Below are 23378 nucleotides of genomic sequence, written 5' to 3'. Positions count from 1 at the left end.
ATTTTTTGCTCATATAATTTCATCTAAACACAATTTTTGAGGGGTGGACAGTATTATGAAAGAAATTCAAGTTGGCTTATTAGGTCTTGGGACAGTTGGTAGCGGTGTAGTTCGTATCATTACAGATCACCAAGAGCGACTTATACACCAAGTAGGTTGTCCTGTAAAAGTAACGAAAGTGCTAGTACAAAATATTGAAAAAGAGAGAGAAGTAGAGGTACCTTCTACTCTATTAACGCAAAATGCAAATGAAATTTTAGACAATCCAAACATCGACGTTGTCATCGAAGTAATGGGTGGCATTGATGATGCAAAAGCATATATTTTGCAAGCTTTACAAAGCGGGAAGCATGTTGTGACTGCTAATAAAGATTTAATGGCGTTACATGGAGCGGAACTATTAGCGGTAGCAAAAGATAATAAAGCAGATTTGTTTTATGAAGCAAGTGTAGCCGGAGGGATTCCGATTTTACGAAGTATTGTAGAGGGACTTTCTTCAGATCTTATTACGAAAGTAATGGGAATTGTAAATGGAACGACAAATTTTATTTTGACGAAAATGTCAGATGAAGGGAGAGCATATAACGACGTGTTAAAAGAAGCCCAGCAACTTGGATTTGCAGAAGCGGATCCAACATCAGATGTAGAAGGTTTAGATGCAGCAAGAAAAATGACAATTTTGGCTACCCTTGGTTTCTCTACAAATGTAGAGCTTGGAGATGTCAAGGTAAAAGGGATTACTTCTATTACAGAGGAAGATATCGAATACAGTAAGAGTTTAGGTTACACGATTAAACTAATCGGTCTTGCGAAGCGAGATGGTGAAAAATTAGAGGTTACAGTTGAACCGACTTTACTTCCAAATACACATCCTCTTGCGGCCGTGCAAAATGAATATAACGCTGTATATGTGTATGGTGAAGCAGTTGGAGAAACGATGTTTTATGGACCAGGTGCAGGAAGTTTACCGACAGCAACCGCTGTTGTTTCTGATTTAGTAGCTGTAATGCAAAATATTAGATTAGGGGTAACAGGAAATAGTGCTGTAGTCCCGCAATATCAAAAAGTATTAAAAGAGCCAGACGAAATTGTTGTGAAGAAATTTTTAAGACTTCATGTGAAAGATGAAATTGGTGTATTTGCAAAAATTACTTCGTTATTCTCTGAGCGTGGTGTTAGCTTTGAAAAAATTATTCAAATGCCACTTGAAGAGAAAGGAAAAGCTGAAATTGTAATTGTAACGCATCGTGCTTCTCTTGCTGATTATGATTATATTCTACATACGTTGCAAGGTTATGAAGAAATAGATTGTTTGAAAGCAAACTATCGAATTGAAGGGGATGCAAAGTAGTATCTCCACTAATAAAAAACCTATTAAGCGGCTTGCTTAATAGGTTTTTTTCTATTTAAAATGTGCGTACCAACTTGAATAAATGCTTGTATAATCCAGCCTGTTGTAAAGGATAAAATGATTGTCCCAAAATAGATAGGTCCATCTAATAAGAAGCTTAATGTTAAAAATAAGAATGCTAACGAAATTTCCGTTCTTCTAAATGTCCATTTCTTTTTCTCAGCAACTGTTAAAACGAAGGCTTCTTGAGGTGCTGCGCAAAGATTTGTAGAGACGTAAAGACCAATTCCAGCTCCAACGAATAGATTTCCGCAAATAAGTGTTATATATTTTGGAAGAGAACGGATAGCGTCCATAATAGTTGTAATGGAACCGATCCAATCAACAAAAAGAGAAATAAGAACCATTGTTACAATTGTACCGATCGTAATTTGTTTTTTATTCCAAAAGAGTACGATAAGGGTAAAAGCAAAGTTAATCATGAAAATCCAAAAACCGATACTTATCCCGAAATTTTGATATAGTGCAATAAAGAAGGAATCATAAGGGCTAAGTCCAAAGGAAGTAATTGTCGTCATCATATTAATGCCGATGGCGAGAATGAGTAGACCGCTAATGAAAAATATATGTTCTAATTTGAATCGAAGCATAGTTGTATATCCTTTCAAAATGTATTTGCTAGGAAAGGATATATTGTGGAAAGCTTACCAGGTCAAGGGAGAATTTTTTGCAGGGAAGGGGAAAATGAGATGACGAATATAAGAAAGATTGCTGAGCTTGCTGGGGTATCTGTTTCAACTGTTTCACGTGTACTAAATCATCATCCATATGTGAATGAACAGAAGCGAAAAGAAATTTTAGCGATTATAGAAGAGTTAAATTATACGCAAAATGTGAATGCAATTCATTTAGTGAAAGGAAAAACGAATGTAATTGGCGTTTTATTACCACACGTAAATGATCAATATTATAGCGCTATTATTGAAGGAATATCAAAGGAAACAGCAAAGAATAATTATAATATGATGCTTTGTCAGACGAATTATAGCGAGGAAAGAGAATTAGAAATTTTGAATATGTTAAAAATGAAAAAGCTTGATGGGGTTATTATATGTTCCCGAACAAATAGTAAGGAAAAGCTTGAAGAATATACGAAATTTGGTCCAATTATTATGTGTGAGGAAATAGATTCAAACTACATTTCAAGTGTACATGTTGATTACTATAAAGTGTTTTCACAAGGGATGAAAAGCTTAATAGATGCCGGTCATACACGTATTGGTTATTGCATTGGAAGAAGTAATAGCATTAATAGCCAGAGAAGAAAACAAGCATATGCGGATTCACTTCAACAGATTGCTGTAACACCGTTAGAGACCTGGAAGTTTAAAGGCTGTTTTACAGTGGAAGACGGGCGTAATGTAATTAGGGAATGGGCCTGTATGTCAGTAAAGCCAACTGCGTTTCTTGTATCTTGTAACCATATTGCAGCGGGAATGGTAACGGAGGCGAAAAAACAAAGAATTCGTATTCCAGAAGATGTTACGATTATCGGTTGTGATGATCAAGATGTAGCAGACATTTTAGGTATTACGACGATTTCATATTCTAGTAAAAATGTTGGCGTGAAGGCATTTGAATTATTATATGAAAAGATTAATGATGAGCAAATAGATGTAAAGCACGTAGAGTTATTGCCAGAATTCGTACAAAGGGAAACAACATAATAGATAAGGTATGAAAATCGCTTTTCAAAATTGCGTTTGGTATAATTATGGACAATCTATGGGGACTAAAAGGGGTTTTGATATGAGATCAAAAGTAGTAAAAGTAATTCTACTCATTACAATTGCATCTTTCTGTTTATTTGCATATGGCTTTGTTTCAGGTGTAAATGATGTATTAAATCCGAAAGCTTCAAATTTAATTAAAAAGACCGATGTAGTGGCAAAAGAGAAAAAGAAAACGGGAACATTACAAATCGTTAGTTTAGGTGATTCATTAACACGCGGTGTTGGTGATAAAGAAGGAATTGGTTATGTTGGACGGATGAAAGAAGATTTACAAAAAGATTATAAGCAAAAGGTTGCTTTAACTAACTTAGCGGTTAGTGGTGCGAAAATGCCTGACTTATTAAAACAAATTGAGAGTAGTGGCGCTCAATATTCAATTAAGCAAGCAGATGTAATCGTTTTAACGATTGGAGGAAATGATTTATTTCCAGGTTGGGACTCGCTTGGAAAGATAGATTTAGAAACATACCGTCCTGATACAGAAACATTCCAAAATGAAGCGAAGAAAATTATAGAAGAAGTTCGTAAGTTAAATACAGATAGCCCAATTTTTTGGCTAGGTTTATATAATCCTTTTGAAGATGTAGAAGATTTAAAAGGGTCTTCAAACATTGTTGTAGACTGGAATGCATCTTTAGAAAAATTGGCGATAAATAATAAAAATGTGTATATTACACCGACATTTGATTTATTCCAAAACCGTGGGAAAGATTTATTATACTCCGATCATTTTCATCCGAATGAAGTAGGGTATACATATATGGCGGACCGATTAGTTCAAAATGTAGCAAGTAAATTAAAACTAGAACAAGGAGGGGTAAAATGACGACGATACTTTCCGTACGAGACTTGAAGAAGGTAATTGGAAAGAAGACTCTTGTAGAGAATATTTCCTTTGATGTAAAGCAAGGAGAAGTGTTCGGGTTCTTAGGACCAAATGGTGCTGGAAAGACGACTACCATTCGAATGTTAGTCGGATTGATTAAGGCGACAGAAGGTACGATTTCTATCGGTGGTTATTCGATTAAGGAAAATTTTAGAGAAGCGATGCGTCAAATTGGGAGTATCGTTGAAAACCCAGAGTTGTATACATATTTAACGGGATGGGAAAATTTAAAGCAATTTGCTCGTATGTTAGGTGATATATCAGATGAACGTATTATTGAAATTGCTGAAATGGTTCATTTGGATGAAAGAATTCATGACAAGGTAAAAACGTACTCACTTGGTATGAAACAACGACTTGGAATTGCGCAGGCGCTCCTTGGGAATCCAAAATTGCTCATATTAGATGAGCCAACGAATGGTTTAGATCCAGCAGGGATTAGGGAACTTAGGGAATTTATACATAAGCTTGTGAAAGAAGAAAATATGAGCGTGTTTATTTCAAGTCATTTGCTAAGTGAAGTGCAAATGATATGCGATCGCGTTGCTATTATTCATAAAGGAAAGATGATAACAGTTGCCAAGGTTGAAGAATTAATTAAAACAGCAAGTGACCGCGTAGAATGGATTGTTACGCCGATTGGGAAGGCAAAAGATATGCTAGAAGATGCTGAGGAAGTAAGAGAAGTGAGTATAGAAGGTGATCGATTACTATGCCGCATGAATATCGCATCTATAAGTAATTGGAATAAACATTTTGTAGAAAACGGGATAGATGTACATAGTGTTAAGGAACTTGTATTTACGCTAGAAGATTTATTTATTGAACTCACAAGGGGTGAGCAGCATGCGTGAATTTGCGAATCTAGTTTTAAACGAATCGGAGAAGATTTATCGTAAGAAGCGTATTTTTGTTGTTATGCTTATTTTAGCAATCTTAATCCCGCTCTTCGTGTATGCGCAGTATCGTGAAATAGAAACAACACAAAAAAGGCTAGGTACAACGGATTGGAAAGTTTCGCTGCAGCAACAAATCGTTGATTCTCAAAACCGTTTGAACAATTCTAGGTTGCCAGAAGAATGGCGTGATTGGTTAAAGGTAAGAGTTGAGCAGCAACAATATTATTTAGATCATGATATTAACCCGATGGCACCGGGCGCACCAACTTTTGTAAGGGCGTTTATTGAGCAAGGAATTACATTATTTATTCCACTTCTCGTAATGATTGTCGCCATTGATATTGTTTCAGGAGAACGAAGTGATGGAACGATGAAGATGTTACTTACGCGGCCGATTCGGCGCTGGAAAATACTCCTTAGTAAATACGTAACGATGTTATTTTTCATTTCGCTCATACTGCTCCTTGTAGGTGTGTTTGCTTACGTATTATCAGGGCTTGTATTTGGATACTCGGGATGGAATTTACCTGTTTTAACTGGATTTGTTATTGATAAGGAAACGTTAAATACGAATTTTGTACATCTTATTCCGCAGTGGCAATACATCCTAATGGCGTATGGACTAGCCTGGTTTGTTGCTATCGTTGTCGGAACTATATCATTTATGGTCTCTGTTTTAATTCGTAATACACCAGCTGGTATGGGCGTTATGCTAGCTGCATTAATTGCAGGCGGTATTTTAAGCTCGTTCGCAACATCTTGGGAAGGTGCGAAATATATTTTTAGTGTGAATTTATCATTAACAGATTATCTATCAGGAAAACTACCTGCATTACAAGGTTTATCGATGGAGTTTTCTTTAATGAATTTAACGGTTTGGGCAGTTGTTTCCCTTATCATTTCATTTGTAGTATTTACAAAACAGGATATGGTGAATTAATTAGACGGGAAGTGAAAGCATGGAAAATGTTTTAAAAAATGATTGGGGGCCATTATTGGCACCAGAATTTGAGAAAGAATATTATCGTAAGCTAGCTGGTTTTTTGAAAGAAGAGTACAGTACACATGTTGTTTACCCAAAGAAAGAAGATATTTTTAACGCTCTAGAGTATACAAGTTATGAAAATACAAAGGTCGTTATTTTAGGACAAGATCCATATCATGGACCGAATCAAGCGCATGGTTTAAGCTTTTCTGTGCAACCCGGTATTAAAACGCCACCGTCGTTGTTAAATATGTATAAAGAACTTCGAGATGAATATGGGTATGATATTCCAAATAACGGTTATTTAGTAAAGTGGGCAGAGCAAGGCGTTTTATTATTAAATACTGTATTAACAGTTCGACAAGGTGAAGCAAATTCTCATAAGGGAAAAGGATGGGAGCATTTCACAGATCGCGTAATTGAGCTATTAAATGAACGTGAAAAGCCAGTTATTTTCATATTGTGGGGACGCCATGCACAGGCGAAGAAAAAATTAATTACAAATACGAAGCACCACATTATCGAATCTGTACATCCAAGCCCACTATCAGCAAGACGTGGTTTCTTCGGAAGTAAGCCATACTCTAAAGTAAATACGATTTTAGCTAATATGGGCGAGAGGGAAATTGATTGGGAAATTCCAAATTTGTAAATAAAAAAGGTAGTTAACAGTCGTTAACTACCTTTTCATTATTGTTGCTCGTTCTTTAATTTTGCATCTAGTACAAACGTGCCAAATGGGATAACTGATGAAACGAATGCCCCAAGTGCCCATAAAATTGATTTACGGTGTACGATTGTTACTTGAATTACTGCGAAGATAAATAAAATAAATAAAACACCGTGAGCCATGCCTGTAATTTTAACAGCTGTTGCAAATCCTGCGAAATATTTTAATGGCATTGCTACAAATAATAGTAGTAGAAAAGAAATCCCCTCAATAAGTCCAATTGCTCTTAATCGTCCGATTGGTGTAGATAACATGTAAAATAGCCTCCCTTAACGTATGCTTGTTTATAGTAAATTTGTATTCTTTTTTAAAATAAAATAGTCTATTTTGTTTCATTATATACAAAAAGAAACTTTACACTACGAGAATAGTGTAAAGTTCAAAATATAGTCACAAAAGCATGGTAATTTAAATAAAAACCTATTTGAAGTGTTTGACTTCAAATAGGTTTTATGAGTGGAAATATTAAACAAGTGCTTCTTTTTTTAGTACGAACTTCTCTACAACCTTTGCTACACCATCGTTCATATTTGTATCTGTTACATAGTTTGCAATTTCCTTAATATCATCAGGTGCATTGCCCATTGCAACACCAAGACCGGCGAATTCAATCATCGCCTGATCGTTATAGCTATCGCCCATTGCGATAACTTCTTCGCGCTTAATGCCAAGTTTTTGGATTAATTGGTTTAAGCTCGTTCCTTTTGTAACACCGGCTTCAGTAAATTCTAAGAAGAATGGTTTAGAACGCATAACGCTTAATTGTCCTTCTAGTTGGTGTTGTAGTTTTGATTCTACCGTTTGTAAATGTTCTGGATTTTCTACCATCAATACTTTTACAACTGGTTGTTGTACAGATTCTTTCAGGTTATTTACTTCTACGATTGGCATACCCGTAATTTGACCTTCAATTTCAGTATAAGAGTTGTTTTTTTCAGTGATAATATCGTCGCCAATGTATGTGTGAATCCATACATTTTCTTCTTTACTAATATCGTATAGACTGTGAACGATTTCAGGGGATAACGTACTACTGAATAACTCTTCATCTGTTTTACAGTTAATAATTTTTGCGCCATTAAAGGAAAGGATGAAGCTACCGTATTCTTCTAAATGTAATTCTTTTGCGATTGCACGCATTGCGAATGTTGGGCGCCCAGAAGCAAGTACAACTTTTACACCTTGCTCTTGTGCAGTCATTAGAGCCTCTTTCGTACGAGGTGAAATAGTATGGTCATCGCGTAATAAAGTATCATCTAAATCTAAAACAATCATTTTATAAGTCATATTGAAAATTCCTCTCTTTGTTGAAATAGAAATAAAGTTTTATGAAGATATTGGGGAATATATAGTAAGACATCGAACTTCTTTATGTGAAATTAGGAGAAGTTCTATATTGATAGTATAAATTACCATGAGCGTGCTGCCCATGATAATTTATACCGCTAATGCCTAATTAGTTTTCACTTTACCATTATCGTAACAACTCTAAAGATAGAGTACAATAATGGAAGTTTTCCAATTTACGATACTTGTTTTGTTGTCGAACGAGAAAATAGTATTTCTAGTAAGATTGCCATTACAGCCCCAAGAACGAGACCATTACTTAGGAATGAAGCTAGAAATGGTGGAAGCGTGGAATATGCTTCTGCTGGAACGAACATAACCCCAATTCCTGTGAAGATTGACAGACCTGCTACTTTAAATAATCGTTCTTTATCCTGTACCGTTTCGTATTCTCGAAAGGCGAGACCGATCATGCTTGCAAATACAGGATAAATGGCAGCATAACCAACTGCAACTGGGATTGCCGCAAAGAATGAAGTGATCTTTGGGAATATACTAACGACAATAATAAAGCTTGACCCTAATATAAATGGGAGGCGTTTATAAATATTAGTCGTTGCAATAAAACCTGCTGATCCAGAAATAGCGACAGGTCCGATAGCCGAAAACAGGCCGCCTAGTAATTGATTGATTCCTGTTATAATACCGGCCTGTTTAAAACGATCTGATGCAGCATTTTCTTCATATTTAGAGACAACCTTTTGTACAACGCGAATACTTGCTAACATATTTGTTAGAAGTAAGAGTGTAACGAAAATGACCGTAATTACCATGTTCCATTCAACACGAGGCATTCCGAAAACAAATAGGGATGGAAAACGGATTATATCTGTCACTGGTGTTATTGGATTAGATAATCCGAAGCATGCGAATAATATCCAGCCACAGACGATACTGAAAAGAACAGAATATTGTCCGATAATAGGTAGCTTCATGATGAAAAAGGATAGTAAAATAACAATGAGTGAAAGAATAAATACGTTAGGTTGTACTTCTGTATGTTTTCCATCCAGGCCGAACATTCCTTTTAAGAAGGAACCACTAAGTTGTGCAACAAGAAGAAATAAGTACGTTCCAATGACTGTCGGTGTAAAATAGCGAACGAGTTTATCAATAAGTCCAAAAACGCTAAGAATAATACAAATGATACCGCTTAATAAGAAAGCATATTGAAGAACTTTAAGTGTCTCATTGTTTGATCCAAATAATACGACACCCAAACTTGCATATAGGGAGAAAATTCCCCACCAAAGGCCAGCAGGACCTTCTTGAATAGGAAGTTTATGCCCAAATATAGCTTGCAGTAGACCAGCAAAGCCTAGAACAAATAATGTTCTTTGTACGAATGCGATAGCTTCAGCGCCATCAAGACCATAACTAGTTGCGACGCTAATTGGTACAATAAGACTCCCAGCTAAAATAAATAGTGCCCATTGTAAGGCGGAAAGAAATGTTTTCATTATATCAACCTCTTTCATAGATTCCGTATCTAGTATATATGTATTTCATTTCCACTGGCAAAGATTGTAGATAGAGAAAAGAGTTGAAACATGATATGAATGCACGTAAGCAATTATGGATAGCAGTTATATGTATGACTTTTGTTGTAATTTTAGGAACGCTAGGATTTATGACGATTGAAGAGATTAGTTTGTTTCAAGCATTTTGGATGACGATGATTACTGTATTAACTGTTGGATACGGAGATGCCATTCCTGTAACACAGGCAGGAAAAGTTTTTGCGCTCCTTATCATACCGATTGGAGTCGGTATCGTTACGTATGCAATCGGTGTAGTGGCAGCTATGATTATTGAAGGGAACCTATTTCATGCAGTACGGAGGAAGAAGATGGATAAACAAATAGCACAGTTACAAAATCATATTATCGTATGTGGTTGCGGTAGAGTAGGGCTTCAAGTTGTACATGAATTGCAAGAAAAGAAAATTCCATTTGTCGTCGTGGATAAGGATGAAAGCATATTAGAGAAGGAAAAGCTTTTATATGTACATGGAGATGCAACAGAAGACCAAGTGTTACATCATGCTGGGATTTCAAAGGCAGCTGGTTTAGTTGCTATCGTAGCAAATGACGCTGAAAATGTATTTATTACGTTAACTGCAAGAGGATTAAACGATGCAATTAAAATTGTGGCAAGAGCAGAAAAACCAGAAACCGAAGACAAATTAAAGAGGGCTGGTGCAAATAAGGTGATTAATCCATCTAGTATGGCAGGGATTCATATTGCAAAAGGTATTGCGAATCCGCTAACAGTTCATTATATTGATACAGTACTGTATGGCGTGGAGCAGTCATTTGTAATTGAAGAAATTGCAGTCGGTGAGGGCTCTATTTTAGCTAATAAATCATTATTAGAGAGCGATGTTAGAAATCAATTTGATGTAACAATTTTAGCGATTTTGAGAAATGGGAATGTTATACATAATCCAACGGGGCAGGAAAAGTTGCAAGAACATGATATGATAATAGTATTTGGTTCAGTAGAGAAGCTGGGACAATTTGAGAAAGAACTACAAAGTACGAGGTGATAAGGGATGCAAATATCAAGCGATAAGATTTTAAATAAAATGGCGAATGAAATTGCAAAGGCAAAAAGTAGTGAAGGACAAAAATCAAAAGAACATGTATTAGTTGTGCGTGCTTTATGTGATTTATTATTAGATGAGCAAGTTGAATCTTCTACGTATAGAGAGCCGCAAATTCAATCACAAATAATTGGATCAAAACCAATCACGATGCAACCAATTGCACCGGTTTCTAATGAGCCAGTATATATAAAAGAAAGTGATGCAAACGGTAATTCTTTATTTGATTTTTAGAGGATAAATCGTTTGGCTTATATGAAAAAATTGCTTATGATAAAAGTAAAAAAGGGGAATTAAGATGAAAATTTTCTTTTTACTAGGTTGTATTGCAGCGGGGCTATCTGTTGCGTTAGGGGCTTTCGGAGCACACGGTTTAGAAAATAAAGTTTCTGCAAAAATGTTAGAGGTTTGGAAAACAGGTGTTACATATCAAATGTTTCATGCAGGTGGACTATTTGTAGTTGCTTTATTGATGGATAAAATTCAATCATCACTTTTAACTACTGCTGGCTGGCTTATGGTAGCCGGGATTATTATGTTTTCAGGTAGTTTGTATGCATTAAGTACGACGGGTATTAAGTTCTTTGGCCCAATTACACCTCTTGGTGGTGTGGCGTTTATTGTGGCATGGATCTTAGTCGGAACTGCAGTTGTAAAAGGGTTATAAAAACAAAAGCTGGCATATGCCAGCTTTTTTTATGGTCTTGGAGCATAAGTAGCTTGTTGACTAGGTAAATACGTAATTTCTTCTGGGAATTCCACATAATCTAAGTAAATCATTAGTAGTAAATAACGTTTCCCTGATTGTGGCTCACTAATTACAATATGATCACGACCAGCAGCTTCGATAATACCCGTGTACGATTGTGTACCAAGTGAGCTACCACGTTCATAAGTCATTACAACTGTGGCTTGCTTGCCTTTGTTCAAGCGGAGAATATTTTCAATATATGACTGTTCTAGAGGTAACATACCTTGAGAAACAGCATATTGAGCTTGCGCAGCTTGTTGTTGCATTGCTTGCTGTTGTTGCTGTTGCTGTGGGGTCATTTGTTGCGGTTGTACATAAGTTCCAGATGGTTGATAGAAACCTGTTCCGTAATACGGATTTTGTTGCTGTGCCATTTAAAAATCCCTCCTTGTTTTCATTCCTTAATATATGCTAGGGCAATCCCCAGCATTTGGCTGGAAGAAGCAGTGCTTCTTGAAGCGACCAGAGTTTTGCTGGTTATACCAAGTTGGTGGACATGCACCTTCAGGCCTAAAAAACCATAAGGCAAAGTTGGCAGGCCAGAAACGTTGACCTTGAATCGTTCGCCTTGCTAAGGCGATATCTTGTTCTCTCGCACGCTGATAAAAATAACCTTTTTGTGTTGCTTCAAAACCGCCAGGGTTTTGATAGACCATTTGACGTAAATTACGAATACTTTTAAAATCTAAACAATTTCCGCGGACACGATTTACTCCAACGTTTCCGACCATCAACATTCCCTGTTGACCTTCTCCTTCAGCTTCAGCACGCATCAGTCTAGCTAATAACTTTACATCTTCTTCGTTATACGCGATAACGCCCATTATGTGTCACCTCTGTTTTTGGAATACCTTTTGGAAAGAGGTTTATCTCTAGATGAAGTGTGTAACAATTACTAGTTCATACGTATGAGAAAAAGGACTCAGATATGACAACCAAACGAAGTTTTACATTGAGAGGGGAATATAAAAAAAGCTAGCGTGAGCTAGCTTTTCATCATTAAAATACTTTAGACCATAAGTTTGAGAAGAAATCTCCAATAGAGCGCATTGATAACACAAACCAGTTTGCTTTTTCAACTTCTTCTGTCGTTTTTGCGGTAACTTTCATACTTTTACTACCGTCTAAGAAACCATATTTATCAGTTGATTCTAAAGTAATCGATCCTACTTTGGCACCTTTCTTAATAGGAGCAACTAAATGACCATCTTCAGCAAGAGATTTATCAACTTCAGTTCCAATTTTATAAGGATCTTTGCTACCTTTTTTCGCAATTACGGTTATTTCTTTTTCCGGTGCAACAGTGACTTGGTCTTCTTTCCCTTGTACTACAGAGAGTGTATTGTTTTTATCGACCTTTAGTTTTTGTTTTTCGAAGTTATTAAACCCGTATTCGATTAACTCACGAGATTCCGTGAAGCGCTCGTCCATTGATTTTGTTTTAATAATAACCGAAATAAGACGTACATCACCACGTTTAGCAGTAATAGTAAATCCGTACCCAGCTGTATCAGAACTTCCGGTTTTTAAACCATCAGTACCTTCATAAGCGAAAGCAGCTCCTGGTAACATCCAGTTCCAGTTTTCCATACGAATTGGTTTCGGATGATTATCTGGGAAGTTTCTAAATCTTTGTTTTGTATCCTCTAGCATTTCTGGATACTTTGTAATCATTGCTTTTGAAAGTATACCCATATCGCGAGCTGACATAGAGTTTTCTGCATTTGGATCAGTACCCTCAGGATGTTTTCCTTTTAAGTCAGCGTTATTTAAACCAGTAGCGTTTACAAATTTATATTTCTTTAACCCTAGTTTTTTTGCATGTTCATTTGCAAGATTTAAGAAGTTTTTCTCACTTCCTGCAAGAAGTTCTGCTAAGGCAATACTAGATCCGTTTGCAGAGAAGATAACGATAGAATGATATAGTTCTCTTACAGTATATTGACGTCCTTTCTCGAACGGCACGTTAGAGAATTCATTATTACGTGAAACTTCATAAGCGTAATCGGAAATATTTACCCTTGTATCCCAAGTGATTTTTCCTTCTTTAATTGCTTCTAACACGGCATAAACAACAATTAATTTTGACATACTAGCGATAGCTAGTAATTCATCTGGATTTTGTTCATGCAGTATTTTTCCTGTATCTGCATCAAATAGAAGTGCAGCAGCTGCCTCAATGTGTATTTTTTCTTCCGCATGGGATGTTGTTACTCCTAAGGAATAAATTGACAATAGAAACGCTAGTAAAATAGACAAGATTTTCTTCATATACATTATCACCTTCGCATCGTTATTAGCATATAGCTCGTACCATTTTAGCATAAATTTGGATATAGAAAGGTTACAATTTTGTAAGGTATTTAAAAGAGGTTTGTCGATTTTTGTTCAAATTTGCGGAAAAAAGAAGTTTTTTGAGGAGAAATATAGAGGGGAATAAAAAAAGGAACGAATTTCGTTCCTTTTTCACGATTTACCCCGCATTAACGGGCAGTAAGATCCCCACCTCAAAATTAAGCAAAAGCAAGGAAGTTAGGTAGGCGATCAACTGCCCGTAAAAGCCCGATTGGTTCAACTAATAATCAGTGGGAATGAACAAAATCCCCACTGATTAAAGTTTCACTTTATATGTGTAAAAATTTCTCTACCTTTTCGTCTGGTAAAATGTTTCCGACGAAAAATGTTCCGAATTCACCATAACGAGCACTTACTTCATCGAAGCGCATTTCATATATAAGCTTTTTAAATTGAAGAACATCGTCAGCGAATAATGTTACGCCCCACTCAAAATCGTCGAATCCAACAGATCCTGAAATAACTTGGCGTACTTTACCTGCATACTGGCGACCAATTTTACTATGACTGTACATCATTTTCTTACGTTCCTCCATCGGAAGCATGTACCAGTTGTCATCACCTTGGCGACGCTTGTCCATTGGATAGAAGCAAATATGATTTGCTTTCGGTAACTCAGGATATAAGCGAGCTAAGATTTGTGGATTTTGGTATGGATCTTCATCAGCTGGAAGGTAGTTGCTTAGTTCAACAACAGATACGTAAGAGTATGCAGGAACCATATATTCAGCTAAAGTTGTTTTATTCAATTCTGTCTCAATTTCATTTAACTCTTCCATTGTTGGACGTAAAATCATAAGCATAATATCAGCTTTTTGGCCAACAACTGTATACATTGCGTGACTGCCCTTTTTTGCAGCAGCTACGTCGTTCCATTTTTCAACGACATTTAAAAATTCAGACACAGCTTGTCCGCGTTCGTCGCTAGATAATGTTTTCCATGCAGCCCAATCAATAGAACGTAAATCATGTAAACAATACCAGCCATCTAACGTTGTTGTTGCTTCACTCATTCTATTCACCTCAGTTAATGATAGTTTTACACGTTAACTATAGCATATATAGTTTTAAAATCATCTATATAAAACCTTGGCGCATAAAATTGTCACATTTAAGTGTTTAAGCAAGGTGAATTTAACGGCTGAATTTTATGAAAATATAATCATTTTTATTTTATCTATTTTTTGGGAGCTATAAGTTTAAAATATAGAGGAAAAGAAGTATTCTTAAAGATAGAGTTTTTTAACATATGTAGGAGGGTTTATTCGTGAGCAACTTATTTACAACAGTAAAAGAAAAAGTTCAAGGAAAAGGCATTTCTATCGTACTTCCTGAAGGAACTGATGAAAGAATTTTAGGCGCTGCAGAGCGTTTAGCAAAAGAAGAGTTAGTAAAACCAATCTTAGTTGGTAATAAAGAAGAAATTAGCGCAAAAGCTGCTAGCATGAATTTAACATTAGCAGGCGTTGATATTTACGATCCAGCTACATACGAAGAAATGGATGCAATGGTAGCATCTTTCGTTGAACGCCGTAAAGGTAAAGCAACTGAAGAAGACGCTCGCAAAATCCTTAAAGACGAAAACTACTTCGGTACAATGCTTGTATACATGGGCAAAGCACACGGTTTAGTAAGTGGTGCAGCTCACTCTACAGCTGATACAGTTCGTCCAGCACTTCAAATCATTAAAACAAAACCAGGCGTTACAAAAACTTCTGGCGTATTCATCATGGTACGTGAAGAAGAGAAATATGTATTCGCTGATTGTGCAATTAACATTGCACCAAATAGCCAAGATTTAGCTGAAATTGGTATCGAAAGTGCGAAAACTGCTGAACTATTCGGCATTGATCCACGCGTTGCTATGTTAAGCTTCTCTACAAAAGGTTCTGCGAAATCTCCAGAAACAGAAAAAGTTGTAGAAGCAACTCGCATTGCAAAAGAAATGGCTCCAGAATTAGCTCTAGATGGAGAATTCCAATTCGATGCTGCATTCGTACCATCTGTAGCTGAGAAAAAAGCTCCAGGTTCTACAATTAAAGGTGATGCTAACGTATTCGTATTCCCAAGCTTAGAAGCTGGTAATATCGGCTACAAAATCGCTCAACGTTTAGGTAACTTCGAAGCAGTAGGACCAATCTTACAAGGTTTAAACATGCCTGTAAACGACCTATCTCGTGGATGTAACGAAGAAGAAGTGTACAAGTTAGCTTTAATTACAGCAGCTCAAGCGCTTTAATTCTATAACGAATTGAAATAAAGACCGTCGCTAAAATAGCGACGGTCTTTATTTTTCTAAGCCAAGTGCTTTATTATTACGATCAATAATACGTTGTAAATTCGTCTCATATAAAGGTATTTCATCTATTGTTAATTGAGATGGTGTTAACTTTGGAGCGAATTGCTGCAATGTTTTTAAAAGGCGCATCATTAAATCTTGTACTGTAATGGTTTCGCCAAGTAATTCTGAAAGTGAAGCCATCGTACTCGGTACAATTTCAGGATAAGTAAAGCGTGTTTCTTCTCCTTGAATGGCTAGGTTGTAGAAATCACGAACGAGTGCGGCACGTTCAGAGCCACTTCCTGTAGCACAGAGATAAATTTGGACAGCGACACCACCGCGAATACGGCGCTGTGAAATACCAGCAAATTTTTGATCGCGAATACTTAAATCGTAGCTACCAGGGCAGTAAGAACCAACGATTTCTTTTGCCTCAATTGTAACATCGTAATCCTTTAACATTTCCTGAATTAAATGCCACATTGTATCGTATCCAAGATCAATATCGATACCTTTTTCCGTCTCTTGGAATAAAAGAGATACGTTTAACACACCTTCATCAAGTACGACTGCAAGTCCGCCAGAATTACGAACGATAACATTGAAGTTGTTTTCTTTTAAAAAGGAAATTCCTTCTTCCAAGTGCGGTAGGCGTGAATCTTGAATGCCAAGAACAATTGTATTGTGATGAACCCAAGAACGCATTGTTGCAGCTGATTGACCATTTCCGATACTTGTGCATAATGTGTCGTCCATTGCGAATGACTGCAATGCATGGAATGTTGGTCCCAAACTAGACTGATCTACAATACGCCACTCTGGCTGAGATAAAATGGAACGGGAATTGCTCATATAACTAACCCCTTATCTTTAAAATGACAATCTCTATTATAGCAAAAAATAATGAAAGTAGTTTTTAAGAGAAAACCTTACTGAATTGTAAGGAAAGTGAATTGGTTAAATGATCTAAGATGGCTAAACTAAGAGATGTAATTATTGATTTTAGGAGGCATACAAATGAAAAATGTTAAATTAGGAATCGTAGCGATTATGTCAGCTGCTGTATTTAGTGGCTGTTCTATTATGGATATGATTGCACCACAAGCAACGGGTGTTGTTATGTACGGAGATGAAACAGGCGTTCAACAAACAATGGATCAATATAAAGATAAAATTGAATCTCAAAATAAATTTGAAGCTAAACTAGGTACTGTTAATGAGAAAAAGGTTTTAATCATGAATAAAACAACGGCTGAGAAGATGGTAAAGGAAAACATGCTGAAAAAAGTAGTGAAAGAAGATGTAGAACCTATTAAAGCATTGCCGGCTATTTCTGATGAAGCTGGAATTGTATTTGCTAAAGAGGAACAAAAAGATGTAGTAATTGATGATGCGCGTAAATATACAGATATGTATGCAGTTGTTAGTGATGCAGAATATGCAAAAATAAGTGAACCGGTAAAAACAATTGGTTTAGCATCCTTTAAAGAGAATCCAAAGGAAAAGATTTTCCCAGATATAAAGAGGGATTCTAAAGTAGAAGAAGCACATATGGTTGAAGTGAAATAACAAAAAGGATGCATGTAACGCATCCTTTTTACTCTGCAATTTTTTCTAAATTACCATTTCGATCCATTCGGAAAGATGTTTGAGAACGTTCTTCTTCATCCATGACTGCCAACTTACGAGCGCGGTTCATAATGTTCATAAGTGTTTCGTAATCTTCTTGTACAGTATGAGATTGTTTTTCTAATTTTTCCAGTTTCTTTTCTAGTTCTTCATTTCGAAGGATTTGTGATTTAATTTCTTGTTTCAATCTCGTATTCTCGTTTTCAAGAGCTGTCACTTTTATATTTGAAGATCCGACTGTTTGTAAAAAATAAATAACATCTTGCATTGTCATAGAGCCTTTTGCAGTAGGAACGGTAGTTTCTTGATATGGAGTAGCTTCTTTATATTGTACAATTGATTCCTCTTGTACGAACTCTTCATAATTAGTTATCGAATCTGAAGCTGGTGGTGTATAAAGTAAACGTTTTTTCGCTTGTTCACCACTTGCAGCACGCATTTTATCTTTACGATGTTTTTTTGCTAGTTGAAGAGCTTGTTCATAGCTATAGCGAACAACAGCATTCCAACGGAAACCACAGGCAGCCGATGTACGATTTAATCTGTCTCCTACTTCTTCAAATGCATTTAATTGGGTACTTCCTTCTCGAACGTGACGAAGTACAGTTTCAGCAAGTAATAAATCATCCTCATCCGTCCAAGCATCTTGTCTTACTTTCATAGATTCAACTCCCTTTCTTTTTATGAACTTCCTATTTTTATAATGGGCAAAAAAGTGAGCTTTTATACAAAGCTTTTAAAAATATGGTAGATTTCGATGAGAGGTATAAAGTGAAACTTTAATCAGTGGGGAGGTTCTTCATCCCCCACCTAACTTCTTTGCTTTCGCTGAATTTTAAGGTGGGGATCTTACTGCCCATTAAAGCGGGATAAATTTTGCCAAGAATGATGGAAGGTGCTGTAGGAAAACATATAAATATGTAGCATTATATGAGGAAAGAGCGTCGAAAGGAAACTTGCAACGAGCTTCAAAGAGCGGTAAAATACCATTTAGTGTTTATTTTTAAATGTACTTGAGAAAAGTTTAAAATAGAGGAAGTGTTATATAATGGGAAACGAATTTCGTGTGTGTGATGATTGTCAGGCAACGAACGTTAAAACGCTGATTCCAAAGCTAAAAAAAGTAGATTCATGTGCAACGATTGAAGTTGGATGTCAGTCTTACTGTGGCCCTGGCCGTAAAAAATCATTCGCATTTGTAAATAATCGTCCAGTTGCAGCGCCAACAGAAGATGAATTAATTGTAAAAATTGAGGCAAAGTTAAATAAGTAAGGAAAAGAAGAGTGAACAGATTACTCTTCTTTTTTTATGCCCATAAGAGGAAGAATCTATTCTGAGAAAGCTTAACTGGTGATGATAATAGTTCATGACAGATAGGCATTATCTATTTATTAAGGTCTCAACCTATATGAATTTGTATTTCAAAATAATGGTTGACAGTCTTTTGAAGCGATAGGTAGAATAGAAGGTGTCTGATTCTGAGAATCATTATCAGAAAAGGGCCGATTCATTTAATTTTTTTATTGCTATTTGAGAATAAATTTCATTTCATTAAATTAAACATATGTTGTTGGTTAGGATGGTTGAGGGATGGAAGCGAGCGCAAGGAGTATAGAACAGCAAGATGTGAATGTTAAAGAGATTAAGAGCAGGCCGCTCATTGCTTCTATTATTTTAGTAGCAGGTACAATTTTGTTAGCTTTAAGCATGGCACTGTCTATTTCGTTTGGTGCTGCAGATATTAGTTTAAAGACTGTATGGCAAGCTGTATTTCAGTTTGACGGTTCTATTACGCATCATAATGTAATTCAAGAACTTCGCATGCCTAGAGCAATAGGGGGCGTAGTAGCAGGTGCCTTTTTAGCGGTATCAGGAGCAATTATGCAAGGTATGACGCGAAATCCACTTGCATCACCATCGTTAATGGGGATTACAGATGGGGCTGTATTTGGAATTGCAATTATGTATGCATTCTTCCCTAATTCACCTTATTTAATGTTCGTTATCGCATCTTTTATTGGTGCTGCGTTTGGAGCGAGCATTGTATATGGAATTGGATCTTCTTCACCAGGTGGATTAACGCCTGTGAAATTAGCTTTAGCGGGTGCCGCGATTAGTGCTTTATTAGGGGCCATTTCATCTGGAATTGCGCTATATTTCAATCTTGCCCAAGAGGTAAGTATGTGGAATGCAGGCGGAGTTGCTGGAGTGAAATGGGAAAGTATTAATATGTTAGTACCGATTGGTCTAGTTTGTCTCTTCATTGCAATTATGATGTCGAGGTATATTACAATTTTAAGCTTCGGTGAAGAAATTGCGATTGGACTTGGTCAAAATACGACATTAATTAAATTTATCGGGACAGTACTTGTTCTTGTGTTAACAGGTTCGGCAGTTTCTATGGCAGGATCGGTTGGATTTGTTGGCCTTGTCATCCCACATATGACTCGTTTCCTTGTAGGCTCAGACTATAGATGGGTTATTCCATGTTCTGCGGTCTTAGGCGGGCTGTTAATTGAATGTGCAGATATGTTATCTCGCGTTATTAATCCGCCGTTTGAAACGCCAATTGGAGCAATTACAGCGCTAATTGGGGTTCCATTCTTCCTCTACTTAGCACGTAACGAAGGGAGAGGAAAAATGTGAGGACAAGTGCCTTAACAAAAAAGAACATTTCGGTTTTAACAATTTTAGTAGGATTAATCGTTACTGTATTTTTAGTGAGTTTAAATACAGGGACATTTAAAATACCGCCAATGGACGTATTAAAGTCATTGGTTGGACTCGGGGCTGAAGATCAGTCTGTTATTTTATTTGAATTCCGTATGCCGCGTATGGTCATTGCTATATTAGTTGGATCTGCTTTAGCGATGTCAGGTGCGATTTTGCAAGGGTTATCACGAAATCCACTTGCTGATCCAGGTATTATCGGTATTAACGCTGGAGCGGGATTAACAGTTGTTATCTTTGTCTACTTTTTCTTCGGGAAAGTAGGAACTGGTACATTTTTATCTGTATTCATTCTTCCGTTCTTCGCACTAGTTGGAGCGATATTAGCAGCTGTTATTATTTATTTACTAGCATGGAAAGATGGTGTTTCATCGACTCGATTGATACTGGTTGGTATCGCTGTTGCAGCCGGGTTTGGTGCTGTTAGTTTAATTTTTTCTATGAAGATGACATCTAACGATTTCCGTTTTGCTACGATTTGGTTAGCAGGAAGTCTATGGGGCACAGATTGGAAGTTTGTACTAAGTGTACTTCCATGGATGGTTATTTTCATGCCACTTGCCATTAGTAAAGCTCACATATTAAACGTAATGAACCTAGGCGACTCCACAGCAGTTGGCCTTGGTGTAAATGTAGAAAAAGAAAGACGTAAATTATTATTTATTGCAGTTTGTTTAGCTGGTGCATCTGTCGCTGTTGCTGGAGGAATTGGTTTTATCGGTTTAATGGCTCCGCATTTAGCGAGGCGCCTTGTTGGTGGTAAACATCAAATTATGCTGCCTACGGCTGCACTAATAGGAACGTTTTTACTTTTATTCGCAGACGTAATTGCAAGAAGTGTGTTAACAACTTCAGAAATACCGGTCGGTCTTGTTATCTCTGTAATTGGTGCACCGTATTTCATATACTTACTTATGAGGACAAAATAAAGGGAGGCTTTTTGTATGGCAACTTTAGCAGTTGATGCGATATCTGTTGGCTATAATGAAGGGTTAATTATTGATGGATTAACAGTTGAAATTCCGGAAGGGAAAATTACAACAATTATTGGACCAAATGGTTGTGGGAAGTCCACATTATTAAAAACGGCTTCTCGTATTTTGAAGGCGAAAAAGGGTACGGTTTATCTTGACGGAAAAGCAATCGAGAAACAGCCAACGAAAGAAATCGCAAAGAAAATGGCAATTTTACCACAGACTGCAGAAGTACCAACTGGCCTTACTGTATTTGAACTCGTTTCATATGGACGCTTTCCTCATCAAAAAGGATTTGGAACGTTGAAAGAAGAGGATTATCGCTACATTCATTGGGCACTTGAAGTGACGGGAATGACAGAATTCGCAAATCGTCCAGCAGAGGCATTATCAGGTGGGCAACGTCAACGCGTATGGATTGCGATGGCTCTTGCACAAGGGACAGAATTACTCGTATTAGATGAACCGACAACGTACTTAGATATGGCTCATCAATTAGAAGTATTAAACTTATTGAAAAAGTTAAATGAAGAAGAAGGTAGAACGATTGTTATGGTTATCCATGACTTAAACCATGCTTCTCGTTTCTCAGATCATATGATTGCATTAAAGGCTGGTAAGTTAATGAAACAAGGAACGCCAGACGAAGTGATGACAAGTGAAACGCTTCGCAGTGTATTTGAGATTGAAGCTCAAATTGTTCCATGTCCAGTAAACTGTAAACCAATTTGTTTAACGTATGATTTAGCGATGATTAGTAATCAATTGCGTAAAAAAGCATAAGTAGAATCCCCCTCGTAAAGAGGGGGGCTTCTAATGGACGTTGAGCTTCTTATTTCTTATTCGTAAATGGGAAGTTGAACACCCGTTAGAACGGGGCATAAGCAACAATTAATCAATATATATTTATTAATTGTTAACCTTGTTTCTTATAGTTCACTGTAACTTATAAGAGAAATACAGCTAGAAGGAGTGGGAACATGAAGAATTTTAAAATGGCGTTATTAGCAATGGTACTAGTCGTTACTTCTGTACTATTTGCAGCTTGTTCTAACAAAGAAGAGAAAAAAGCAGATGCGAAAGATGCGAAGACTGAAGAGCGCACTGTACAACATGCAAAAGGGGAAATTAAAATCCCTGCAAATCCAAAGAAAATTGCTGACCTTAGTGGTTCAACAGAAGAATTATTAATCTTTGGTATGAAACCAATTATTACTGCTAATACATCTCAAGAAAAAATTGATGCACATATTGAAAAGAAATTAAAAGACGTAAAACCAGTTGGTTCTGCTTGGGGAGATAAAATTAATATCGAAGCAGTAGCTGCTGCAAAACCAGACTTAATTCTTGTAAATAATCGTCAAGAAAAGATTTATGATCAATTATCTAAAATCGCACCTACAGTTATGTTAAAAACTCCATTAGACCAATGGCGTCCAAAATTCGAAGAAGTAGGTCAAATCTTCGGTAAAGAGAAAGAAACAAAAGAATGGTTCAAACAGTATGATGAAAAAGCAAGCAAATTACATGATAAAATCGTTGCGAAAACTGGCGATGCTAAATTCATGAAAATGGCTGCATATCCAAACGCTTTCCGCGTATACGGTGACTACGGTTACGGTAGCGTAATCTTTAATGATTTAAAATTACCAGCAGTTAAAGGTACACCAACTGATAAACCTTTAGTACAAGTACAAAAAGAAGCTTTAATCGATTACAACCCAGATTACTTATTCGTATTTACGACTGGTGACGGTTCTCAGCGTCTAAAAGAATTCCAAGAAGAATCAATTTGGAAAAATATGAACGCTGTTAAAAATAACCACGTATTTACAATTAAAAACGAAGACTTAAACAAAGGTTACTTCCCGCTAGGTAAAGAAATGATCTTAGATGAAGTTGCTGAGTTCGTTTTAGGGAAATAATGTGTAAAAAAATCACTTTTACTCCGGTAAAAGTGGTTTTTTCTTTATATAAGGGCAATTAATATAGTCTTTCATTTCTTTCTGTTTCCTATTTCGTTTATAATATATAGTAAGAATGCAGTAAAGAAAGGGGGAT

At 36.5% G+C, this 23378-nt stretch carries 26 protein-coding genes; 16 read left to right on the top strand and 10 right to left on the bottom strand.

The features are described from left to right. Positions 1-55: 55 nt before the first annotated feature. A complete protein-coding gene (locus BGI23_RS26330; RefSeq protein ID WP_000659112.1) occupies positions 56-1351 on the top strand; it encodes a homoserine dehydrogenase in 1296 nt (431 codons plus the stop codon). A 23-nt stretch (positions 1352-1374) separates the two neighbouring features. Here BGI23_RS26330 and BGI23_RS26325 read toward each other — a convergent pair whose 3' ends face one another. Further along, on the bottom strand, positions 1375-2001 hold the full coding sequence (locus BGI23_RS26325) for a YczE/YyaS/YitT family protein (RefSeq protein ID WP_070807247.1): 627 nt from the start codon (positions 1999-2001) through the stop codon (positions 1375-1377). A gap of 99 nt (positions 2002-2100) precedes the next feature. On the opposite strand from BGI23_RS26325, the gene BGI23_RS26320 reads away from it, so the two are divergent. Genes BGI23_RS26320 through BGI23_RS26300 form a run of 5 tightly spaced genes read left to right on the top strand, consistent with a single transcriptional unit; the run spans position 2101 to position 6566 of the window. Continuing rightward, the gene (locus BGI23_RS26320) at positions 2101-3078 is read left to right on the top strand and encodes a LacI family DNA-binding transcriptional regulator (protein ID WP_070807246.1); all 978 of its coding nucleotides are present in this window, start codon (positions 2101-2103) and stop codon (positions 3076-3078) included. Between the two features lie 10 nt (positions 3079-3088). After that, entirely contained in the window at positions 3089-3970 is an 882-nt protein-coding gene (locus BGI23_RS26315) for an SGNH/GDSL hydrolase family protein (RefSeq protein WP_130983674.1), read from the top strand. Beyond that, positions 3967-4884 carry an ABC transporter ATP-binding protein gene (locus tag BGI23_RS26310; RefSeq protein ID WP_000207715.1) on the top strand — a complete coding sequence of 306 codons (918 nt, stop codon included), beginning with the start codon at positions 3967-3969 and terminating at the stop codon, positions 4882-4884. Before BGI23_RS26315 ends, BGI23_RS26310 begins: the two co-directional genes overlap by 4 nt. Then, positions 4877-5869: an ABC transporter permease subunit gene (locus BGI23_RS26305; RefSeq protein WP_001206495.1), complete on the top strand. Its 993-nt coding sequence runs from the start codon at positions 4877-4879 to the stop codon at positions 5867-5869. The genes BGI23_RS26310 and BGI23_RS26305 overlap by 8 nt, the downstream gene beginning before the upstream one ends. A gap of 19 nt (positions 5870-5888) precedes the next feature. After that, complete coding sequence (locus tag BGI23_RS26300; protein WP_000432538.1) at positions 5889-6566, top strand: uracil-DNA glycosylase; 678 nt, start codon at positions 5889-5891, stop codon at positions 6564-6566. Between the two features lie 38 nt (positions 6567-6604). Here the strand turns inward: BGI23_RS26300 and BGI23_RS26295 are convergent, their stop codons facing one another. From BGI23_RS26295 to BGI23_RS26285, 3 genes are all read right to left on the bottom strand, one after another. Next, positions 6605-6898 (bottom strand): DUF3817 domain-containing protein, encoded by a 294-nt coding sequence (locus BGI23_RS26295; protein ID WP_000953390.1) that lies wholly within the window; start codon positions 6896-6898, stop codon positions 6605-6607. Between the two features lie 211 nt (positions 6899-7109). Then, positions 7110-7931: a Cof-type HAD-IIB family hydrolase gene (locus BGI23_RS26290; RefSeq protein WP_070807245.1), complete on the bottom strand. Its 822-nt coding sequence runs from the start codon at positions 7929-7931 to the stop codon at positions 7110-7112. A gap of 236 nt (positions 7932-8167) precedes the next feature. After that, positions 8168-9451, bottom strand: coding sequence for a purine/pyrimidine permease (locus BGI23_RS26285; protein WP_044791896.1), 1284 nt, complete (start codon positions 9449-9451; stop codon positions 8168-8170). A 95-nt stretch (positions 9452-9546) separates the two neighbouring features. On the opposite strand from BGI23_RS26285, the gene BGI23_RS26280 reads away from it, so the two are divergent. The 3 genes from BGI23_RS26280 (at position 9547) to BGI23_RS26270 (ending at position 11263) form a co-directional block, all read left to right on the top strand. Next, positions 9547-10539, top strand: a complete 993-nt coding sequence (locus tag BGI23_RS26280; protein ID WP_000994000.1) for a potassium channel family protein — start codon at positions 9547-9549, stop codon at positions 10537-10539. Between the two features lie 6 nt (positions 10540-10545). Next, positions 10546-10830, top strand: coding sequence for a YwdI family protein (locus BGI23_RS26275; RefSeq protein WP_070807244.1), 285 nt, complete (start codon positions 10546-10548; stop codon positions 10828-10830). 64 nt (positions 10831-10894) lie between these two features. Beyond that, positions 10895-11263, top strand: coding sequence for a DUF423 domain-containing protein (locus tag BGI23_RS26270; protein WP_000688322.1), 369 nt, complete (start codon positions 10895-10897; stop codon positions 11261-11263). A 29-nt stretch (positions 11264-11292) separates the two neighbouring features. On the opposite strand, the gene gerQ is transcribed toward BGI23_RS26270, so the two are convergent. The 4 genes from gerQ to hemQ all read right to left on the bottom strand — a co-directional run bounded on the left by gerQ (position 11293) and on the right by hemQ (position 14715). After that, complete coding sequence (gene gerQ, locus BGI23_RS26265) at positions 11293-11721, bottom strand: spore coat protein GerQ (RefSeq protein ID WP_000068648.1); 429 nt, start codon at positions 11719-11721, stop codon at positions 11293-11295. Positions 11722-11748: 27 nt separating this feature from the next. Further along, positions 11749-12171: a cell wall hydrolase CwlJ gene (cwlJ, locus tag BGI23_RS26260; RefSeq protein WP_070807243.1), complete on the bottom strand. Its 423-nt coding sequence runs from the start codon at positions 12169-12171 to the stop codon at positions 11749-11751. A gap of 175 nt (positions 12172-12346) precedes the next feature. Next, a complete protein-coding gene (locus tag BGI23_RS26255) occupies positions 12347-13624 on the bottom strand; it encodes a serine hydrolase (protein WP_172801699.1) in 1278 nt (425 codons plus the stop codon). A gap of 347 nt (positions 13625-13971) precedes the next feature. Then, complete coding sequence (hemQ, locus tag BGI23_RS26250; RefSeq protein WP_001287585.1) at positions 13972-14715, bottom strand: hydrogen peroxide-dependent heme synthase; 744 nt, start codon at positions 14713-14715, stop codon at positions 13972-13974. Positions 14716-14969: 254 nt separating this feature from the next. Between hemQ and pta the strand changes: the two genes are divergently transcribed. After that, complete coding sequence (gene pta, locus BGI23_RS26245; RefSeq protein ID WP_000067214.1) at positions 14970-15941, top strand: phosphate acetyltransferase; 972 nt, start codon at positions 14970-14972, stop codon at positions 15939-15941. 48 nt (positions 15942-15989) lie between these two features. On the opposite strand, the gene lipL is transcribed toward pta, so the two are convergent. Then, the gene (gene lipL, locus BGI23_RS26240) at positions 15990-16835 is read right to left on the bottom strand and encodes an octanoyl-[GcvH]:protein N-octanoyltransferase (RefSeq protein ID WP_000071956.1); all 846 of its coding nucleotides are present in this window, start codon (positions 16833-16835) and stop codon (positions 15990-15992) included. Between the two features lie 165 nt (positions 16836-17000). Between lipL and BGI23_RS26235 the strand changes: the two genes are divergently transcribed. Beyond that, a complete protein-coding gene (locus BGI23_RS26235) occupies positions 17001-17552 on the top strand; it encodes a lipoprotein BA_5634 family protein (protein WP_070807241.1) in 552 nt (183 codons plus the stop codon). Between the two features lie 28 nt (positions 17553-17580). On the opposite strand, the gene BGI23_RS26230 is transcribed toward BGI23_RS26235, so the two are convergent. Next, complete coding sequence (locus BGI23_RS26230; RefSeq protein ID WP_000868375.1) at positions 17581-18273, bottom strand: RsfA family transcriptional regulator; 693 nt, start codon at positions 18271-18273, stop codon at positions 17581-17583. A gap of 387 nt (positions 18274-18660) precedes the next feature. On the opposite strand from BGI23_RS26230, the gene BGI23_RS26225 reads away from it, so the two are divergent. The 5 genes from BGI23_RS26225 to BGI23_RS26205 all read left to right on the top strand — a co-directional run bounded on the left by BGI23_RS26225 (position 18661) and on the right by BGI23_RS26205 (position 23242). Further along, positions 18661-18885: a YuzB family protein gene (locus tag BGI23_RS26225; protein ID WP_000526077.1), complete on the top strand. Its 225-nt coding sequence runs from the start codon at positions 18661-18663 to the stop codon at positions 18883-18885. 318 nt (positions 18886-19203) lie between these two features. Continuing rightward, entirely contained in the window at positions 19204-20259 is a 1056-nt protein-coding gene (locus tag BGI23_RS26220) for a FecCD family ABC transporter permease (protein WP_000388276.1), read from the top strand. After that, positions 20256-21272 carry a FecCD family ABC transporter permease gene (locus BGI23_RS26215; protein ID WP_070807240.1) on the top strand — a complete coding sequence of 339 codons (1017 nt, stop codon included), beginning with the start codon at positions 20256-20258 and terminating at the stop codon, positions 21270-21272. The genes BGI23_RS26220 and BGI23_RS26215 overlap by 4 nt, the downstream gene beginning before the upstream one ends. Before the next feature lie 15 nt (positions 21273-21287). Then, positions 21288-22100: an ABC transporter ATP-binding protein gene (locus tag BGI23_RS26210; protein WP_070807239.1), complete on the top strand. Its 813-nt coding sequence runs from the start codon at positions 21288-21290 to the stop codon at positions 22098-22100. 197 nt (positions 22101-22297) lie between these two features. Further along, a complete protein-coding gene (locus BGI23_RS26205; RefSeq protein ID WP_000787739.1) occupies positions 22298-23242 on the top strand; it encodes an ABC transporter substrate-binding protein in 945 nt (314 codons plus the stop codon). Positions 23243-23378 lie beyond the last annotated feature (136 nt).

Origin of the sequence: Bacillus sp. ABP14 (assembly GCF_001831375.1) — a bacterium.
Taxonomy (GTDB): Bacteria; Bacillota; Bacilli; order Bacillales; family Bacillaceae_G; genus Bacillus_A; species Bacillus_A paranthracis.
This window is presented reverse-complemented; position numbering and strand designations above follow the sequence as displayed.

Excerpts from the sequence above, each read along its gene's own strand:
- BGI23_RS26330 (WP_000659112.1), top strand. The coding sequence starts at position 56 with ATGAAAGAAATTCAAGTTGGCTTATTAGGTCTTGGGACAGTTGGTAGC.
- BGI23_RS26325 (WP_070807247.1), bottom strand. The coding sequence starts at position 2,001 with ATGCTTCGATTCAAATTAGAACATATATTTTTCATTAGCGGTCTACTC.
- BGI23_RS26320 (WP_070807246.1), top strand. The coding sequence starts at position 2,101 with ATGACGAATATAAGAAAGATTGCTGAGCTTGCTGGGGTATCTGTTTCA.
- BGI23_RS26315 (WP_130983674.1), top strand. The coding sequence starts at position 3,089 with ATGAAAATCGCTTTTCAAAATTGCGTTTGGTATAATTATGGACAATCT.
- BGI23_RS26310 (WP_000207715.1), top strand. The coding sequence starts at position 3,967 with ATGACGACGATACTTTCCGTACGAGACTTGAAGAAGGTAATTGGAAAG.
- BGI23_RS26305 (WP_001206495.1), top strand. The coding sequence starts at position 4,877 with ATGCGTGAATTTGCGAATCTAGTTTTAAACGAATCGGAGAAGATTTAT.
- BGI23_RS26300 (WP_000432538.1), top strand. The coding sequence starts at position 5,889 with ATGGAAAATGTTTTAAAAAATGATTGGGGGCCATTATTGGCACCAGAA.
- BGI23_RS26295 (WP_000953390.1), bottom strand. The coding sequence starts at position 6,898 with ATGTTATCTACACCAATCGGACGATTAAGAGCAATTGGACTTATTGAG.
- BGI23_RS26290 (WP_070807245.1), bottom strand. The coding sequence starts at position 7,931 with ATGACTTATAAAATGATTGTTTTAGATTTAGATGATACTTTATTACGC.
- BGI23_RS26285 (WP_044791896.1), bottom strand. The coding sequence starts at position 9,451 with ATGAAAACATTTCTTTCCGCCTTACAATGGGCACTATTTATTTTAGCT.
- BGI23_RS26280 (WP_000994000.1), top strand. The coding sequence starts at position 9,547 with ATGAATGCACGTAAGCAATTATGGATAGCAGTTATATGTATGACTTTT.
- BGI23_RS26275 (WP_070807244.1), top strand. The coding sequence starts at position 10,546 with ATGCAAATATCAAGCGATAAGATTTTAAATAAAATGGCGAATGAAATT.
- BGI23_RS26270 (WP_000688322.1), top strand. The coding sequence starts at position 10,895 with ATGAAAATTTTCTTTTTACTAGGTTGTATTGCAGCGGGGCTATCTGTT.
- gerQ (WP_000068648.1), bottom strand. The coding sequence starts at position 11,721 with ATGGCACAGCAACAAAATCCGTATTACGGAACAGGTTTCTATCAACCA.
- cwlJ (WP_070807243.1), bottom strand. The coding sequence starts at position 12,171 with ATGGGCGTTATCGCGTATAACGAAGAAGATGTAAAGTTATTAGCTAGA.
- BGI23_RS26255 (WP_172801699.1), bottom strand. The coding sequence starts at position 13,624 with ATGTATATGAAGAAAATCTTGTCTATTTTACTAGCGTTTCTATTGTCA.
- hemQ (WP_001287585.1), bottom strand. The coding sequence starts at position 14,715 with ATGAGTGAAGCAACAACAACGTTAGATGGCTGGTATTGTTTACATGAT.
- lipL (WP_000071956.1), bottom strand. The coding sequence starts at position 16,835 with ATGAGCAATTCCCGTTCCATTTTATCTCAGCCAGAGTGGCGTATTGTA.
- BGI23_RS26235 (WP_070807241.1), top strand. The coding sequence starts at position 17,001 with ATGAAAAATGTTAAATTAGGAATCGTAGCGATTATGTCAGCTGCTGTA.
- BGI23_RS26230 (WP_000868375.1), bottom strand. The coding sequence starts at position 18,273 with ATGAAAGTAAGACAAGATGCTTGGACGGATGAGGATGATTTATTACTT.
- BGI23_RS26225 (WP_000526077.1), top strand. The coding sequence starts at position 18,661 with ATGGGAAACGAATTTCGTGTGTGTGATGATTGTCAGGCAACGAACGTT.
- BGI23_RS26220 (WP_000388276.1), top strand. The coding sequence starts at position 19,204 with ATGGAAGCGAGCGCAAGGAGTATAGAACAGCAAGATGTGAATGTTAAA.
- BGI23_RS26210 (WP_070807239.1), top strand. The coding sequence starts at position 21,288 with ATGGCAACTTTAGCAGTTGATGCGATATCTGTTGGCTATAATGAAGGG.
- BGI23_RS26205 (WP_000787739.1), top strand. The coding sequence starts at position 22,298 with ATGAAGAATTTTAAAATGGCGTTATTAGCAATGGTACTAGTCGTTACT.